General features: G+C 68.3%; 16 protein-coding genes. 8 read left to right on the top strand and 8 right to left on the bottom strand.

The window, feature by feature from the left end:
- Positions 1-11: 11 nt before the first annotated feature.
- Complete coding sequence (locus N5J29_RS04950; RefSeq protein ID WP_164151550.1) at positions 12-491, bottom strand: hypothetical protein; 480 nt, start codon at positions 489-491, stop codon at positions 12-14.
- A gap of 343 nt (positions 492-834) precedes the next feature.
- Here N5J29_RS04950 and N5J29_RS04945 point away from each other — a divergent pair, with 343 nt between their 5' ends.
- The 4 genes from N5J29_RS04945 (at position 835) to N5J29_RS04930 (ending at position 6976) form a co-directional block, all read left to right on the top strand.
- The gene (locus tag N5J29_RS04945; RefSeq protein ID WP_065182089.1) at positions 835-3324 is read left to right on the top strand and encodes a DEAD/DEAH box helicase; all 2490 of its coding nucleotides are present in this window, start codon (positions 835-837) and stop codon (positions 3322-3324) included.
- Positions 3321-4361, top strand: coding sequence for a ribonuclease H-like domain-containing protein (locus N5J29_RS04940; RefSeq protein ID WP_164151534.1), 1041 nt, complete (start codon positions 3321-3323; stop codon positions 4359-4361). The genes N5J29_RS04945 and N5J29_RS04940 overlap by 4 nt, the downstream gene beginning before the upstream one ends.
- Before the next feature lie 132 nt (positions 4362-4493).
- Positions 4494-6623 carry a DUF4132 domain-containing protein gene (locus tag N5J29_RS04935; protein ID WP_164151532.1) on the top strand — a complete coding sequence of 710 codons (2130 nt, stop codon included), beginning with the start codon at positions 4494-4496 and terminating at the stop codon, positions 6621-6623.
- A 17-nt stretch (positions 6624-6640) separates the two neighbouring features.
- Positions 6641-6976, top strand: a complete 336-nt coding sequence (locus tag N5J29_RS04930) for an I78 family peptidase inhibitor (protein ID WP_164151530.1) — start codon at positions 6641-6643, stop codon at positions 6974-6976.
- 86 nt (positions 6977-7062) lie between these two features.
- Here the strand turns inward: N5J29_RS04930 and N5J29_RS04925 are convergent, their stop codons facing one another.
- From N5J29_RS04925 to N5J29_RS04915, 3 genes are all read right to left on the bottom strand, one after another.
- Complete coding sequence (locus N5J29_RS04925) at positions 7063-9036, bottom strand: M56 family metallopeptidase (RefSeq protein ID WP_164151528.1); 1974 nt, start codon at positions 9034-9036, stop codon at positions 7063-7065.
- 3 nt (positions 9037-9039) lie between these two features.
- Entirely contained in the window at positions 9040-9426 is a 387-nt protein-coding gene (locus N5J29_RS04920) for a BlaI/MecI/CopY family transcriptional regulator (protein WP_053515971.1), read from the bottom strand.
- Positions 9427-9651: 225 nt separating this feature from the next.
- On the bottom strand, positions 9652-10053 hold the full coding sequence (locus N5J29_RS04915; RefSeq protein WP_053515972.1) for a hypothetical protein: 402 nt from the start codon (positions 10051-10053) through the stop codon (positions 9652-9654).
- Positions 10054-10224: 171 nt separating this feature from the next.
- On the opposite strand from N5J29_RS04915, the gene N5J29_RS04910 reads away from it, so the two are divergent.
- Positions 10225-10659, top strand: coding sequence for a Rap1a/Tai family immunity protein (locus N5J29_RS04910; protein ID WP_164151526.1), 435 nt, complete (start codon positions 10225-10227; stop codon positions 10657-10659).
- Positions 10659-11111 (top strand): hypothetical protein, encoded by a 453-nt coding sequence (locus N5J29_RS04905; RefSeq protein WP_164151525.1) that lies wholly within the window; start codon positions 10659-10661, stop codon positions 11109-11111. The genes N5J29_RS04910 and N5J29_RS04905 overlap by 1 nt, the downstream gene beginning before the upstream one ends.
- A gap of 9 nt (positions 11112-11120) precedes the next feature.
- Here the strand turns inward: N5J29_RS04905 and N5J29_RS04900 are convergent, their stop codons facing one another.
- Positions 11121-11747, bottom strand: coding sequence for a hypothetical protein (locus N5J29_RS04900; protein WP_164151523.1), 627 nt, complete (start codon positions 11745-11747; stop codon positions 11121-11123).
- A 256-nt stretch (positions 11748-12003) separates the two neighbouring features.
- On the opposite strand from N5J29_RS04900, the gene N5J29_RS04895 reads away from it, so the two are divergent.
- Positions 12004-13101, top strand: coding sequence for a serine hydrolase domain-containing protein (locus tag N5J29_RS04895; RefSeq protein WP_164151548.1), 1098 nt, complete (start codon positions 12004-12006; stop codon positions 13099-13101).
- Here N5J29_RS04895 and N5J29_RS04890 read toward each other — a convergent pair.
- Together N5J29_RS04890 and N5J29_RS19265 are read right to left on the bottom strand one after the other, a co-directional pair.
- Positions 13058-14173: an SDR family oxidoreductase gene (locus tag N5J29_RS04890; RefSeq protein ID WP_164151521.1), complete on the bottom strand. Its 1116-nt coding sequence runs from the start codon at positions 14171-14173 to the stop codon at positions 13058-13060. The genes N5J29_RS04895 and N5J29_RS04890 overlap by 44 nt on opposite strands.
- Before the next feature lie 34 nt (positions 14174-14207).
- A complete protein-coding gene (locus tag N5J29_RS19265) occupies positions 14208-14441 on the bottom strand; it encodes a hypothetical protein (RefSeq protein WP_065174491.1) in 234 nt (77 codons plus the stop codon).
- 151 nt (positions 14442-14592) lie between these two features.
- Here N5J29_RS19265 and N5J29_RS04880 point away from each other — a divergent pair, with 151 nt between their 5' ends.
- Positions 14593-14901: a hypothetical protein gene (locus tag N5J29_RS04880; RefSeq protein WP_128987665.1), complete on the top strand. Its 309-nt coding sequence runs from the start codon at positions 14593-14595 to the stop codon at positions 14899-14901.
- On the opposite strand, the gene N5J29_RS04875 is transcribed toward N5J29_RS04880, so the two are convergent.
- The gene (locus tag N5J29_RS04875) at positions 14879-15934 is read right to left on the bottom strand and encodes a DNA topoisomerase IB (RefSeq protein WP_164151519.1); all 1056 of its coding nucleotides are present in this window, start codon (positions 15932-15934) and stop codon (positions 14879-14881) included. The genes N5J29_RS04880 and N5J29_RS04875 overlap by 23 nt on opposite strands.
- Positions 15935-16015: the final 81 nt, after the last annotated feature.

Raw genomic sequence — 16015 nt, 5'->3', positions numbered from 1 at the left:
CCATCCTTCGCTCACTTCAGCGGCGGTCCACCACCGCAACCCTCCTGCTGCGCACAGAACTGCAGCGCGCGACGCTGCTGTTCCGCGCTCAGTTCCGGCGGTGGCCGTGCGATGGCGGACTGGATCTGATCCGGCCCCCCGGTGATCTTGTTCAAGCCCTTGCCCGCCGCCAGCAAGCCCTTGACCACGCCCATCATCACGTAGCCGCCGGCCATGCTTACCTGCTCGGGCGTCGGCGGTTCACTCCAGTTGCGGCTGAAGCGGTTGTTCTCGATTTTCACCGGGTTCCTGAAGCGGTACAGATCCAGTGGCTGATCGTCTTCAGGCTTCAGCGCGCGCACTTCGCCGAGGGTGGTGACGTTGCCCTGCACGGGCGTGCCTTCGGGGGTCACGACAGGCTCCGGCGGTGCGGCGACGGTCTGCCCGGGTTCGGGCACCACCGATACGGGTGATGGCGCCTGCTGCGCCTGCGCGGTACCGGCCAGCACCAGGCCGGCCAGAAGTGCTCCCTGCGTTGCTCGTCGTGCCACCCCTACCGCCCCTGTTGGTTGCATCCTTCGCCTGAGGATACGGATGGCGGCTTCAGATTTCGTTGGTACGGCGCGCGCTGTTCAGCCCGCGCTGAAGTGGACTGCACGTCCGCGCCCGCGAGGTGCACCTGTCATTTGTTCGAGGCGGGCCAGCCCGTTGTTCCGGCGCACGCGGCAGGCGTTTCACTGGATTCGACGTCCGGCTGCCGCCCGCGCACTGAACGGTTCACTCCGTCCCGCTGCGGGGTCTCACATCCTGAGACCCATCTGTGGTGCCATGTGCCCCCCTGGAATCCGTGCACCCATGGCCTACGAACTCGCCAAGCGCACCGCCGACGCGGAGCAGCAACTCGCGACCCGCGACGGTCTGCCCGCCCGCGACGGTGCCCTGCTCAGCGCGCGCCTGCAGCGCCGCTACCACGACCGCATCACCGGCAGCTTTGCCATCCCCGGCCGCGAGGGCCGCTATGCGCCCATTCCGGAATCGGTACCGCCGGCCCTTGCCGCCGCATTGAAAGCACGTGGCATCGAACAGCTGTACAGCCACCAGGCCGAGGCCTGGGAGGCCAGCCAGCGCGGCGAGCATGTGGCCATCGTCACCCCGACCGCCAGCGGCAAGTCGCTGTGCTACACCCTGCCGGTGGTCAGTGCGGCCATGCAGGACAACGCCAAGGCGCTGTACCTGTTCCCCACCAAGGCGCTGGCGCAGGACCAGGTGGCCGAACTGCTGGAGCTCAACCGCGCCGGCGATCTCGGGGTGAAGGCGTTCACCTTCGATGGCGACACGCCCGGGGATGCGCGGCAGGCGATCCGCCTGCATGGCGACATTGTGGTATCCAATCCCGACATGCTGCACCAGGCGATCCTGCCGCATCACACCAAGTGGGCGCAGTTCTTCGAGAACCTGCGCTACATCGTCATCGACGAAGTGCATACCTACCGCGGCGTGTTCGGCAGCCATGTCACCAACGTACTGCGCCGGCTCAAGCGCATCTGTGCGTTCTATGGCGTGCAACCCCAGTTCATCCTGTGCTCGGCCACCATCGGCAATCCGCAGGCCCATGCCGAGGCCCTGATCGAAGCACCGGTCACCGCCATCACCGAGTCCGGTGCGCCCAGCGGACCGAAGCAGGTGCTGTTGTGGAACCCGCCGGTCATCAACCCGGACCTGGGCCTGCGTGCATCGGCGCGTTCGCAGAGCAACCGCATCGCCCGCATCGCGATCAAGTCCGGCCTCAAGACCCTGGTGTTCGCGCAGACGCGGCTGATGGTCGAAGTCCTCACCAAGTACCTGAAGGACATCTTCGACCACGATCCGCGCAAGCCACCGCGCATACGCGCCTATCGCGGCGGTTACCTGCCCACCGAGCGTCGCGAGACCGAACGCGCCATGCGCGCGGGCAGCATCGATGGCATCGTCAGCACCTCGGCGCTGGAACTGGGCGTGGATATCGGCAGTCTGGACGTGGTGATCCTCAACGGCTATCCGGGCAGCGTGGCCGCCACCTGGCAGCGTTTCGGCCGCGCTGGACGCCGCCAGCAGCCCGCGCTGGGCGTGATGGTGGCCAGTTCGCAGCCACTGGACCAGTACGTGGTACGCCATCCGGACTTCTTCGCCGAAGCCTCGCCCGAACATGCGCGCATCGCCCCGGACCAGCCACTGATCCTGTTCGACCACATCCGCTGCGCGGCATTCGAGCTGCCGTTCCGGGTCGGCGATGGCTTCGGCCCGATCGATCCGGAAGTGTTCCTGGAAGCCCTGGCCGAGACCGACGTGGTCCATCGCGAAGGCGAGCGCTGGGAGTGGATCGCCGACAGCTATCCGGCCAACGCGGTGAGCCTGCGCGCGGTGGCCGACGGCAACTTCGTGGTGGTCGACCGCAGCGACGGCCGCCAGCAGATCATCGCCGAGGTCGATTACTCCGCCGCCGCGCTGACCCTGTACGAGGGCGCCATCCACATGGTGCAGTCCACGCCGTACCAGGTGGAGACGCTGGACTGGGAGGGGCGCAAGGCCTACGTCACCCGCACCCACGTGGACTACTACACCGACAGCATCGACTTCACCAAGCTCAAGGTGCTGGATCGTTTCGACGGCGGCGTGGCCGGGCGCGGCGATTCGCACCACGGCGAAGTGCACGTGGTGCGCCGCGTGGCCGGCTACAAGAAGATCCGGTACTACACCCACGAGAACATCGGCTACGGCCCGGTCAACCTGCCCGACCAGGAACTGCACACCACCGCAGTGTGGTGGCAGCTCCCGCAGGCGCTGTTGCTGCGTGCGTTCGCCAGCCGGCAGGACGCGCTGGATGGCTTCCTGGGCGCCGCCTACGCGCTGCACATCGTCGCTACGGTGGCGGTGATGGCCGACGCACGCGATCTGCAGAAGTCGGTCGGCAATGGCGACGGTGCATGGTTCGCGGTCGCCGACCAGAGCGGCCGCGGCCAGCTGCGCGGCAGCGATGGCGATCCGGGCGCGGTCGAGCTGCTGCAGGTGTTCGTGCCGACCGTATACCTGTACGACAACTTCCCGGGTGGCGTCGGCCTGAGCGAACCCCTGTGGCAGCGCCAGGCGGAGCTGGTGCAGCGCGCGCGCGAACTCGTGCAGCGCTGCGACTGCACGGCGGGCTGTCCGGCCTGCGTCGGCCCGGTACTCGCGGCGCAGGAGGAGGACGAGACCTCGCCTCGCGCACTGGCATTGCGCGTGCTGGACCTGTTCGATGCCGACGCCTGCCAGCACGTGCCCGATGCGGTGCCCGCCACCCGTGGCGCCGTGGAGCTGCTGGCACCGTGAGCCTGAGCCTGGACAAGCTGCGTCTGCTGCGGAAGCAGGCGGGCGACCCGAAGGCCGGGCCGCCGGCTGTCACGGCGGCGGCGCCCGCAGCGGTCGTCCCGGCAGCGGCCAATGATGCACGGCAGCCACCAGCCGAACGCTCGGTATTCGCCTGGGTTGAACAGGAGATCCGCCACAAGCCGACCGGCCCGGCCGTCATGACACCCGCCCCCACCACGCCACCGTTGCGGCAGCCCCACGTCGGCAGCCTGCATCGCCTGCTGGGATTGCGCACACGCGGCAGCGCAGCGCCCCTGCACGCGACCGCACAGGACCGGCGGCTGCCCGGCGAGGAGATCGCGCCAGGCCTGTTACTGATCGAATCCCTGCAGCCGCAGCCGGTTCCGAAGGTTCCCCTGTCGCTGGCGTTCGCCCGGCGCGAGAACGAGCACGTGGCCGCGCGCGACCTGCTGTTCTTCGATACCGAGACCACCGGGCTGGCCGGCGGCACCGGTACCCGCGCCTTCATGATCGGTGCTGCCGACTGGTACACCTGCCCGCAGCGCGGCGAAGGCCTGCGCATCCGCCAGCTGCTGATATCGACGATGGCTGCCGAAGAGGCGATGCTGGCCACCTTCGCCGGCTGGCTGCAACCCTCCACGGTGTTCTGCAGCTACAACGGCCGCAGCTACGATGCGCCCCTGCTGAAGGCGCGCTACCGGCTGGCGCGCCAGCGCGACCCGATCAGTGCCCTGGATCATGTCGACCTGCTGTATCCGACCCGCCGCCGCTATCGCGGCACCTGGGAGAACTGCAGGCTGTCCACCATCGAGCGCCAGCTGCTGCGCGTGATCCGCGAAGACGATCTGCCGGGATCGGAGGCACCGGGCGCGTGGCTGCGGTTCCTGCGCGGCGGCGACGCGGTGAACCTGCGCCGGGTCGCCGATCACAATCACCAGGACGTGGTGACCCTGGCCCTGCTGCTGCAGCGGCTGGTCCGCGAGGAAGCACAGGAGCGCGAACTGCTCGCCCTGCAGGCGCCACCCGGCATGGCCTGAGCCGGGTCCTGTGTGTTCGCGGACGGTGTGACTTTATGACTGAATGCGATGGGGTTGGCAGAATGATGCCCTGCCGCTGGACCCCCAGGCGGCCCCGCCGGAGACTGGCGCGGCTCACGACACGGAGGTTCCATGAGCACCCAGGTCCCGGGCTCCCAGCTGCGCTCCCTTGCTGGCCTGCTGGCCGGCACGGAGGCGGCCGGTACGCTGGCCGGATTCCATGGCGAGGACCAGGCGGCGCTGCTGGCCCGGCTGGATGACGGGCAACTGGCCAGCCTGCTGCCGATGGCCCTGGGGTGCGACGGGCTGCCGCCCACCGATAGCGCCCGCCAGTGGGCGCACCGCATTCTCGACGCCGACGCGCAGCGGCAGCCCCGTCTTACCGTTGCGATCTGCGCCGCTGCACTGCTGCGCTTGTCCCGGCGCAGCACCGGTACACGGTCGGGCGCGCTTCGTCCGGTCGACGGCGTGGCCCTGCTTGCGCGCTGCACCGAGCCCGGCCACGAGCGGCTGCAGGCGCCCGCGCTGGCATTGCTGCAGCACTGCGGCCTTCACGCCGTGGCAAGCGTCGAAGCCGGCAGCGATGCACTGTCGCTGCTGGCATTGGCGCGCTGTGCCGGTGCCGACGGCAGCGGAACGCTGGCCTCGCTGCTGGACGCCTGCAGCGCGCACCCACTGCTGCGTGATGAACTGCGCCTGGTGGCGCACTGGCCGTTGCAGGACCTGTTGCGCCATGCCCGCATCGCCGAGCTGTATCCCACCGAGGCCGACATCGATCCGGCACCCGCCGATCTGCAGCCACTGAGCGAACACGACACCTACCTGCAGTTCGCCGAGCACGCATTGCAGCAGGCAGCGCAGCGCCTGCAGGCGATCCACAGTGGCCAGGCGCCCTACATCGCTGACCGTGCCTTCAGCATCGCCGAAGCCGGTGTGCTCTGGCGTGCCACGCGCGCGGCACTGGAATGCGATGCGCCCTGGCTGCGGCCCTTGCTGGCGCAGGTGCTGCCACCGGTGTGCGTTGCCCCGACCGCCGCCCGGACCCTGCCCTCGCAATCGGTGGCTGTGGCGCTGGCCAAGGCGGTCACTGCGATGCCCACCCCCGAGGCCATTGCCGCGCTGGCGCTGGCGCGGTCGCAGGTGCGCCATGCCGGCATCGCGCGGAAGCTGGACCGCCATCTGGCCGCCGCCGAACGCCGCCTCGCACAGCGCCCGCAACTGCTGCTGCGCCTGCCGGTCATTGCCGCCGGCAGGCGCTCACTGGCCAGCCTGGCCCGTGCCCTGGAGGCCACGTTCGTGCTGGGCGGCGAGTGGGCACTGCAGGACTGGCGCGACGCGTGCCGGCAACCAGCATTGGCCACCCTGCTGCAGGGCCTGGTCTGGCAGCTCGCCGATGCGCGCGGGCACTGGATCGATGCGATGCCGGTGAACGGCGCAGAGGCGTTCGCCGATGCGCATGGCATCGTGGTCGCGTTGCAGGGTCGCAACCGCCTGCGCCTGTGGCATCCCGCCCGCAGCCAACCCCATCTGCGCGCCGCCTGGCGCGCGCGGCTGATCGAGCAGCGCTGCCGGCAACCGCTCCGTCAGGTGTTCCGCGAACACTATCTGGACGCCCGCGGCGAACCCGCCGATACCGCTGCATTCAATGGGCTGACGCTGTCGGTGGCGACCTTGGCCGGGCTGGCCCGTCGGCAAGGCTGGCACGGCGATGACAGCGGCCAGCTGATGTTGGCCAAAGGCCCGTGGCGGATCGGCTGGCAGCTGTCAGCACCGCTGTCGCATGGCCTTGCCGGTGAGATCCGCAGCGGCCGCGTGCAGTTCCAGCGGCAGCATCGCGACGCGTGGCAACCGGTGCAGGCGCGCGAGCTGCCCGCAGTGGTGGCGTCCGAACTGCTGCGCGAACTCGACCTGCTGGCCAGTACCTGCGCATGCGGTGGCGAGGGCATGCCACTGCCGCCGGCCCGCATGGTCCGCTTGCGCGGGCGAACCCTGGAGCATCTGCTGGCCGCTCATCCGCAGCGTGACCTGATGACCTTCCAGCGCCGCCATGTGCAGGTCGGCCACTACAGGCTGCACCTGGCCACCGCCCGCGCCAGCCTTGCCGGGCAGACGCTGGCCTTGCCGGACCTGCCGGCGCGGCCACGCCGCTGGCTGCCTTACGACGACGCCGTGCTGGCGCAGCTGCTGGGCCGCGTCGAACAGCTCGCCGAACGGGTATTGACGCCCCCTGAAGCCCCGATCGATGAGACTGTCGGCTCCTGATGCGTGGAGGATCCGCGATGCGTTCCAGTCTCTGGTTGATGCTCGGTTGTACCCTGCCGCTGGCCGCCTGCAGCCATGCGGGCGGCAGTGCAGGCAGTGGCAGCAGCAGCGATCCTGCACCCCGGCCTCCGCATGTCGCAGGGAGCCCGCAGCGATGCAACCCGGAAAAGCTGGAGGGGCTGGCAGGCAGGACCGCCGACGAGGCCACGGTGAAGCAGGTGGTTGAAGCCAGTGGTGTACGCACGGCGCGGGTGGTGAAGCCCGGCATGGCCGTGACCATGGATTTCCGCGAGGACCGGGTCACCATCGAGGTCGACGCGCAGAACCGGATCGTGCGCGCCAACTGCGGTTGAGCCGCTAACGCCGGGCTGGGCCCGGCGGTTTCCATCCGCATGCACGTCGCTGGGCACGCCGGGCATGGCCCGGCGCTACCGCCGCTTCACAGCTGCTGGGCCTTGCCATTGGCCAGCGCACGGGCGATCACCTGCTGCGCCTGTCGCGAGGCCTGCTCGTGCAGGCGTGCCTGGCGTTCGCCGAGCGCGGCCTGCTGGCTGCCCAGCGCCGCCTGGCGGCTGGCCAGCGCGGCCTGCTCTCCGGCCAGCCGACCCATCTCGCTGCTCCGCCCCGACTGGCGTTCGTCATCACGAGCAGCCTGAAGGGCGCGCCGCGCTTCAGCGGCGGCCTGCCGCGCGAGCGCTGCATCGTCGACCGAGTCACGCGCGGCCCTGGCCGCTTCGGCCGCCGCTTCACGATTGATGTCATGGGCAGCCATCGCACTGCGCGCAGTGCGCATCGCATCCTGCGCGATCTGGCGTGCATGTTCGCTCTGCAACCGGCCCAGTTCACCCTGCCGACGGCCGAGCTCGCCCTGCTGGCGACCCAGCACGCTCTGCTGGCGTCCCAGTTCGCCCTGCTGACGGCCCAGTTCCGCCGCGCCGGCATAGGCACGTTGCAGTGACTGCACCAGCATCGGATCACGCACCACGTAGCGCTTGTCACCCTGGCGGAACCACAGTGCAGGTCCCTTGCCGAGCTGCCTGCGGGCCTGCGCCACGTCATCGATGCCGCCATTGGCGAAGGTCGAATCCCCATCCACCAGCACGTAGGCCTGGCGCGGCGACTCGCCCAGATCCAACGTCCCGTAGGTAGTGATGGAGGTGCCGGTAGAGGTCATGCCGTCATGGTCCTCGTCCACGTCGGTCCCATCGTCGAAGGCCCCCACATCGGCATCATCGGGTCCGGTCACATCGTCCGGCCCGGTCACGTCAGCCGGCGGCGCGGGTGGAACCGGCACGGCCGGCAGGTGCGCCGACGCTGCCGGCGCCGGCGGTGCCTTCGGAGCCGGCGGCGGCGACAGGGGCTTCGGGGCCGCCGGCGGTGCGGGAGGCGCCGGCGGCACCGGCGCTGCGACCAGTCGCATGGGTGCCACACCCACCACCAGCACCACGGCCGTCAGGGCAACCGCGAGCACGCGCGGGCAGGCTTTGCGCGGCTGCAGCGAAAGCAGCCGGCGCTTGAGGCTGGTCGTGTCCGGCGCGGCACTGGCCACCCCCAGGTGCGGCTGCGGTGCAACGCCCAGCTGCAGCAGCAGACGCCCGTACGCGTGGCGACTGGCCCCATGCTGGCCCACCACCGCCTCATCCACCGCTTCTTCCCGGGCCTGGGCGTACTCACGCACAGACAGCCGCAGCAGCGGGTGGAAGAAGAACAGGTGCTGCGCCAGTGCCGGCAACAATCCCCACTGCAGGTCACGGCGCTGCAGGTGCTGCAGTTCATGGGTCAATGCCAGGTCCAGCGCGTCGCCCTGCAGTGCAGTGGCGCCGGCCGGCAGCAGCAGCACCGGGCGCAGCGGCCCGACCAGCTGCGGCGCATCGATCTGTGCGCTCATCCACAGGCGCGGCGGGCGGCGAAGTCCATGCGCGTCGGCGGCCAGGTGCAGCGCCTGCACCAGCGCCGCGTCCTCGCAGGGATACGCGGCGGCCAGCAGCGCGCGGCAACGCCGCCACTCCGCCAGGGTGCGCCAGGCCATCAGCAGGACACCGGAGGCCCACAGCGCGGCCAGTGCAAGCGCCCACCACGCTGTTGCGGGCGTCGCCACGACCTCTGCCGGCATCGTGGCCAGCAGCTGCGCGGAGCCTTCCGCAGACAGCGGATAGACCACATCGGCGGCGATATCGGTAGCGGTCATCGCCACCGACGGCGACGCGGGCAACCAGGGCAGCTGCACCGGCTGGCTCCACACCAGGCCGAGCACGGCCTGCAACGAAACCAGCCACCACAACCGGCAACGCGTGGCGGCCGACAGCGACGGCATCAGCCGGCACACGGCATACACCAGCGCCACCAGCAGCACGGTCTGCAGGCTGGTCCAGCCCAGCCGTTCCAGCATCGGGATCAGCATCGTGGTGTCCATGACTCAGCCCTCGTGGCGACGCGATTGGAGCTGGGCGACCAGCGCTTCCAGCTCGGCCAGCTCGTTGTCGCTGACCTGCTGGCGCTGCGAAAGATAGGCCACGAACGGCGACACCGAGCCCTGCAGGGTGTTGTCGACGAACTGGGCCACCGCACCCTGCAGCACGCTGTCAGGGCCACGGGTGGCCTGGTAGCGGTACAGGCCTTCGTGCTGCCGTCGCTGCAGGTACCCCTTGGTGCGCAGCCGCTCCATCATCGTCAGCACGGTGGAACGGGCCAGCCCGCGCGCCTCGCCATAGCCGCTGGCGACCTCGCCGACACTGGCCGGCGCATGTTCATCGATGTACTGCAGCAGGGCCAGCTCCTGGTCCCCGATGGTTTTGCCGCGCATGACAGGCTCCCTTGACTACACGTGTCGTCACTGTCGGCGTGACGACACCTGTAGTCAACCCCCCGGAAGTCATGGGCCGACGAACGGTAGGGGGCAAGCGCAGCCTATGCAGCCGACGCGGCAACTGCTGGGCTGGGAACCGGCGAGGCCAGCACTGAGTCCTTGGTCGATCCCACCCTGCAAACACAACTTGTGCCGAGCATCAAGGCCCAGGCTCAGCATATTTCAGGCCTTGGAGTAGCTCGCAAGAAGTAACTCTGCATCGCGAGCGAGCCCCTCCTCGACCTCCACATCCGCTGCAAAATCGGACAACGCACGAAACTCCGCCGCGCTTCTGATTCTTCCACGCTTCAGAATTTCGCGAACCTTGGCCAACTTCCTATCCACAAAAAACTCAAAACTGAAACCATAAGTGGAGATCAGGTAGTCCTTCGCAGCCCGCCTCGAACTCTCAGGAAGATCGTTCAGGCCCTCAGCAATATCCTTTGCCAACTCGTAAAGCTTCGGACTGCGCGAAAAATGCGCAACCGTCTTCCTCCGCAACTCAACAACATGAGGAACATCACCCGGAGACGACAACATTGCAATCCCGTCCTGACACCACTTCTCCAGAACTTCCAGATCCATTGTCACTCCCCAGAATCAGCTAAAGCATGCCGCTGCGAACCAGCGGGACGACAGGCGCATGTGACCTGCATGACTTATCGTACGCCCGGAAACGCTCCCCTCCACTTACCGATCCGATAGAGTTGGCCCTGGCGACGAGCCTTCTCTTCTCCATCTTCAGGAATCGCATGCATGCGTACTCCGGTTGGCCGCTGGCTGCGGCGGCCTTCAACAGCCTCCTTCCTTGCGGCGTGCCTGTCCGCCGCTCTGCCCGCGCATGCGGCAGACGCAGGCAATGCACTTTCCAGTGGTCGCGCACTGCTGGAGCGAATCACAGGCAACGAGGAGGGGCGTGAGTGCAGCGACGCACTGTGCCGCGCTCGCGCGGTGTCCTGGGCCCAGGGTTACATCGCGGCAGTCGCCGACAGCAGCGCCGGGCAATGGTGTGGACGAGCCACGGTCCTGCCCCATGAGCTTGTGGATCGCGTGTACAGCCACCTGAAGGCGCTTCCGCGCGCCCGCCTCGAGGAAGACGCATCGACGCTGACTCGGGAAGCGCTGGTTCACTCTTTCCCGTGTTCCCATGCGGCTCCATCGAGCAACAGCAGACCTGCCCAGGAGCGATGATGCCCCGATCCTTGATCAGTGCGTTCGCATTGCTTGTGCTGCACATTCCCGCCTCACATGCGTGGGAGTGCGAGACGGATCCTGCGAAGTTCAGGTTCACATCGGACTCGCCTTCCACGTTCAACCTGGGTGAGCGGGACGAAGTGGACAGGGCCTACGCCGCCCTGGCGAAGCACCTGCAACCGCTGCAGGGCTATCGGGCACCGCGGATCTTCTATTCAAAGGGCTTCAGCGCGATCCGGGAACATGACTGCAAGGCCGGAAAGTGCACCGCCATGGAGGTGCTGGAAGGCCTCCAGGAATGCGGCGCAGGCGGAATGAGCAGGCAGGATGCCTGTTACCCGTTGGCAGTCGTGCATGAAGGCAGGCTCTATTGCCTTCTGTACCCTGGCCAGAAGGACTTCGATCCTTCCAGGCCGTTTACACCCTATGTGCCCTTCAACAATAGCTGATGCGCGGGATCAGTCCCGCAGATCCTGCAGCTGATCGCGTGGGAAGAAGTCCGGATCGTCCTGTCCATTCAGCATCGCCTCGACCCGTTCGTCGAACTCGTGGGCCGCGGCATCGGAGGCGTCGGGCCCCAGGAATGCGGAGTGTCCGTTTCCAGCGAGGCCAAGCGCGGCGACCGTTCTCCGTTCGCCGTCCTCGCCCCACAGATAGTCGTGGACAACGACCAGGCCGGCATCGTCCGTGGCCAGGAACTCGGCTGCGCTGCGCCCCAGGGCCAGAAAGAACAGGATGTCGTAGAGACTCTCCGAATAGGTCAACGACCCGGCAACGAAGTGTCTTCCCTGATGGTCATAGGCCGCAATCCTGATGTTCTCCGCCTCTGCCGATCCCAGCACGAACTCCAGTGCCGCGCGGTTGTCCCGATGGCGCGCCAACATCGCGTTGCAGTCTGAAATGAGTGTCTGCAGACCCGGCGCATCCGGGTCGGAAAGATCCCCGCCTCCGGGAAGACTCCACTGCCCGCCGATGGAGCGCCAGTCCGACCAGCGGGACACGTCCGGCGGTGCTGCCGCAAGCCACCGCGCAAGATCTGCGCGTGACATGCTCAATCTGAGAAAAGCCGAGTACGGTTCGGACATCGCCGCCCTTCCTCCTGGGCATGGGTCTGCGTTGCGTGCAGCGGACAGACTGTAGCAAGTCCGGCAGCAGGCATCCTCCGTTCGCTGTCAGTATCGGCATCAACGCAGTCAGGGTGGACTGCCGGCCCCGTTGGAATGTCCTCCCTCCCGGAAAGTCGCAACGGCAGCATCTAAACCCTCCTGCTGCCTGCTGCATCCCATCCGCACATCCCGCCGGGAATAACCCATGTTCCGCCCATCGCTCCCCTTTCTGCTCCTGCTGCTTGCTGCTCTGCCCCTCTCGCCGGCGTCAGCCAGCCCGGAGCCGGCGAACGAACAGGCTCGCCGCCTGATCCGCCAGACATTGCAGGACGAGCGCATTCCAGGCCTGCAGATCGCAGTGGTCAAGGACGGCCAGGTCGTGCTGTCCGAAGCGTTCGGCTTGGCCAACGTGGAAAACGGCGTGCCCGCCACACGCAGCACGCGATTCCCGTTGAACTCCGCCACCAAGGCCTTTACCGGCGTCGCCGCCGCACAGCTGGCACAGCAGGGCCGGCTGGATCTGGAAGCACCGCTGTCGCGCTATCTGGATGCACTTCCGGCCGCTTGGCAGACCGTGCGCGTACGTCAACTGCTGGCCCACACCTCCGGCCTGCCGGACATCCTTGACGCGCGCGGGCTGCTGGGCGGAGGCACCGAGGCACAGGCCTGGCAGGCCGTGACCGCACAGCCGATGGATGCAGCACCTGGCCAGCGTTTCGCCTACAACCAGACCAACTATCTGCTCCTGGCGCGGATCATCGCGCGGCAGTCGGGCATGCCCTACGACCGCTTCCTGGCCAGCCGGCAGTTCGGCGCCGCTGGCATGGAACGCACCACCTTCGGCGACAGTTACGACCTGATCCCCGACGCCGCCACGATGTACAGCCTGGCCCCGCGCGCGACCGAAGCCGCCGATACGCCGCCCCGGCTGTCGCACTGGTTCTACGACGTGCCGCCCAGCCTGTGGTCCGGCGGCGGCATCCTTACCACCGCCGATGACACCGCGCGCTGGCTGGTCGCCCTGCTGGACGGGCGACTGCTGCACGAGGACGGGCGCACACGGATGTGGACCGCCGAGCCGCTGGCCGATGGCAGGGCGGGCCCGTGGTCTGCCGGCTGGCCGGTACTGCAGGGCGCGCCGGACCGCCAGGTCGCCGGCATCGGTGGCGCGCGCTCGGCCTTCATCGTCTACCCTGACCGCGGCATCGCCGTGGTGGTGCTCACCAACCTGGTCGGCGCCAACCCGCAGCGCTTCATTCCGCGCATCGCCGATCTGTATGCGCCCCCGGTCAGCCCCGCGGGCCGCCCATCACCGGCAGGATCACCCCGCTGATGTAGCTGGCGCAGGCCGGTGACGCCAGGAACACATAGGCCGGAGACAGCTCCTCCGGCTGTGCCGGGCGCCCCATGTCACTGTCCTTGCCGAACTCGGCCACGTCGGGGGCCTGCTTGTCCGCAGGATTGAGCGGCGTCCACACCGGGCCGGGGGCCACGCAGTTGACCCGGATGCCACGCGGCAGCAGCTGGCTGGCCAAGGCTTTGGTGAAAGCGTGGATCGCCCCCTTGGTCGCCGAATAGTCGATCAGCGCCTTGCTGCCGAAGAGGCCGGTTTCCGAGCCCGTGTTGATGATGCTGGCGCCCTCGCCCAGGTATGGCAGCACGGCCCGTGCCATCTGCACGTAGCCGCCGATATTGGTCTGCAGCGTCTCCTGCAGATGCTCGTCCTCCAGGTCCTCCAGGCGCTCGCAGTGCAGCTGGAACGCGGCGTTGTTGACCAGGATGTCGACGCCCCCGAAGGCCTTGGCGACCTGCTTCACCGCCTTGTTGCAGAAACGCGGATCGCGCACGTCGCCCGCAATCACCACGCAGCGTCCGCCCTCGCTCTCCACATGCTGGCGGGTGATCTCGGCATCCTCGGCCTCATCAAGGTGCAGCACCGCCACGTCCGCCCCCTCGCGCGCGAACAGGACAGCGACGGCGCGTCCGATCCCGGAATCGCCGCCGGTGACGATCGCGCGCATGCCCTGCAGCTTGCCACTGCCGACGTAGTCCGGTGCCAGGAAGCGCGGGGCCAGGTCCAGTTCGTGCTCATGTCCCGGCTTGGCCAGGTGCTGGGCGGGCAGGGTCTCCGGCTGGCGTCGCGTGCCCGCCTGGGTCGCCTTCTTCCTGGTCGCCTTCTTCGCCGCACGCGCATCCTTGGCCTTTTCCTGGTCCTGCAGGCGTCGCTGCCGGGCCGCAACCCGTGCGGCACGTGGATCACCGGCGGCGGCCTTGCGGGTTGCCGTCTTCACCACGCGGGGGCGTTCGGCCGCTGCTGCGGCGCTGCCCTCGGCAGCTGCCTTCGTACCCTTGCGTACTTTGGGCGACGCCTTGCGGCGGGCGGGAACCTTCTTGCTCGTAGCCATGCGGTCTCCTTCAGGTGTGGGGAATCGGGTGGGTTCAGGCGCGATCGGCCACGCCCTGCACGCCGGCATGGCCAGCGCAGTGCGCACAGCAGAAGATCTGCCCGTTGCCTTCGACGCCGTGACCGATCACGGCGCAGTTGCAGTGCGCACAGCGTGGCGCGAAGGCGTGGATCGCGCATTCGAACGAGTCGAACGTGCCGCTGCGCCCGCCCTGCTGCAGGGTGAAACTCTTGTCGTAGTCGTTGCCGCATACATCACAGGTGGCCATGTCATACCTCCGTGGCGTGCCAGTACATGCAGTGTGGCCATCGCCGCTGTCGGCGACGGTGAATGCACCGTGTCCCGCATGTGCACGCCGTTCATGCCGCCACCACGCCGCGCGCGGCACGCTGGCATCCTCATCACCATGGAGCAGGATCATGATCCGCGCATTCAGCGTAGCCGCACTGACCTTTGCCGTCGCCGCATGCAGCAGCACGCCAATCGCACAGGTTCAACCGATCGACGGCGTGATTTCCGGCCAGTGCCACAGCGACATGGTGCGCGGCGCCGTCGGTCTGGCAGCGTCGGCGGCCACCGTTGAACGTGCACGCGTGGACAGCGACAGCCTGCACGTGCAGGTGCTGCGCCACGACGGTCCGCGTGTTCCGCCCGCCAGCGAAGGCGGTGATCGCCTGACCATCGAGAAGGGACGCACCAACAACATCACCGCGATCTACTGCGGCTGAGCCGGCGTGCCCGCCGCAGTACGCGCAACGTGGCCTGTTCCCACTGCCGCGGGCCGCGCAGGCCCGCCAGCGCGGTGAGTTCGCCGCGCTCCCAGCCGGCGAACACGCAGGGATCGATGTATGCCCTGCGGCACACCGCAGGGGTGTTGCCCAGACGCGCGGCAACCTGGCAGACCACCTCGCGCTGTGCTGCGGCCAGTGCGCGCTGGCTGGCAGGCTCGGGCAGCGCGGTGGCAGCCAGTGCCTGCACCGCCGCCACCGTGCCGCCCCAGGTACGGAAATCCTTGGCGGTGAAGTCCTCACCCATCACGTCGCGCAGGTACTCGTTCACTGCGCCGGAATCGACCGGCTGCACCTGGCCATCATCGTCGCGGTACTGGAACAACGACTGCCCCGGCAGCTGCTGCAACCGTCGCACCATCTGGCCCAGGCGGCGGTCGCCCACCGTCACCTCCTGCAGTTGGCCGGACTTGCCCCGGAACCGCATGCGTACCCGCCCGCCGCGAAGCAGCTCGAGGTGGCGGTTGCGCAGGGTGGTCAGCCCGAACGAGCGGTTCTCGCGGGCATAGGTCTCATTGCCGATCCGTACCAGCGTATCGGCCAGCAGCGCCACCACCACGGCCAGCACCTTGGTCCGCGGAAATCCGGACTGCCGCAGGTCGCGTGCCAGCCGCCGCCGCAGCGTGGGCAGTGCCTCGCCGAACGCAATGATCCGATCGAACTTGCCGGCATCGCGCACCTTCGCCCAGTCGGCGTGATAACGGTACTGCTTGCGGCCACGCGCATCGCGGCCGGTCGCCTGCAGGTGGCCGTTGGCATACGCACAGATCCATACCGCGGTGTAAGCCGGGGGAATGGCCAATGCGCGGATACGCTGCAGCGTGGCCGCATCGCGCACTGCGTGGCCGTCAGCATCACGGTAACGGAAGCCTTTGCCTGCACGCAGCCGGGTGAAGCCCGGTTGGGTGTCATCAACGTAGCGCAGGCCGGCCGCGCGCGCCGCCGCGCGCTCGGGTGTGGGGGACGTGGGCATGCCAGCAGTGTGGCGATCGACATGACGCGGCCGCGTCAATAACGCAAGACAAACACGTGAGGATGGGTTCGCGGCTATGCT

The sequence above is a fragment of the Stenotrophomonas sp. GD03680 genome (genome assembly GCF_029844625.1).
GTDB lineage: Bacteria > Pseudomonadota > Gammaproteobacteria > Xanthomonadales > Xanthomonadaceae > Stenotrophomonas > Stenotrophomonas maltophilia_P.
Note: the sequence above shows the minus strand (reverse complement) of the source record. Positions and strands in the feature narration are given on the sequence as shown.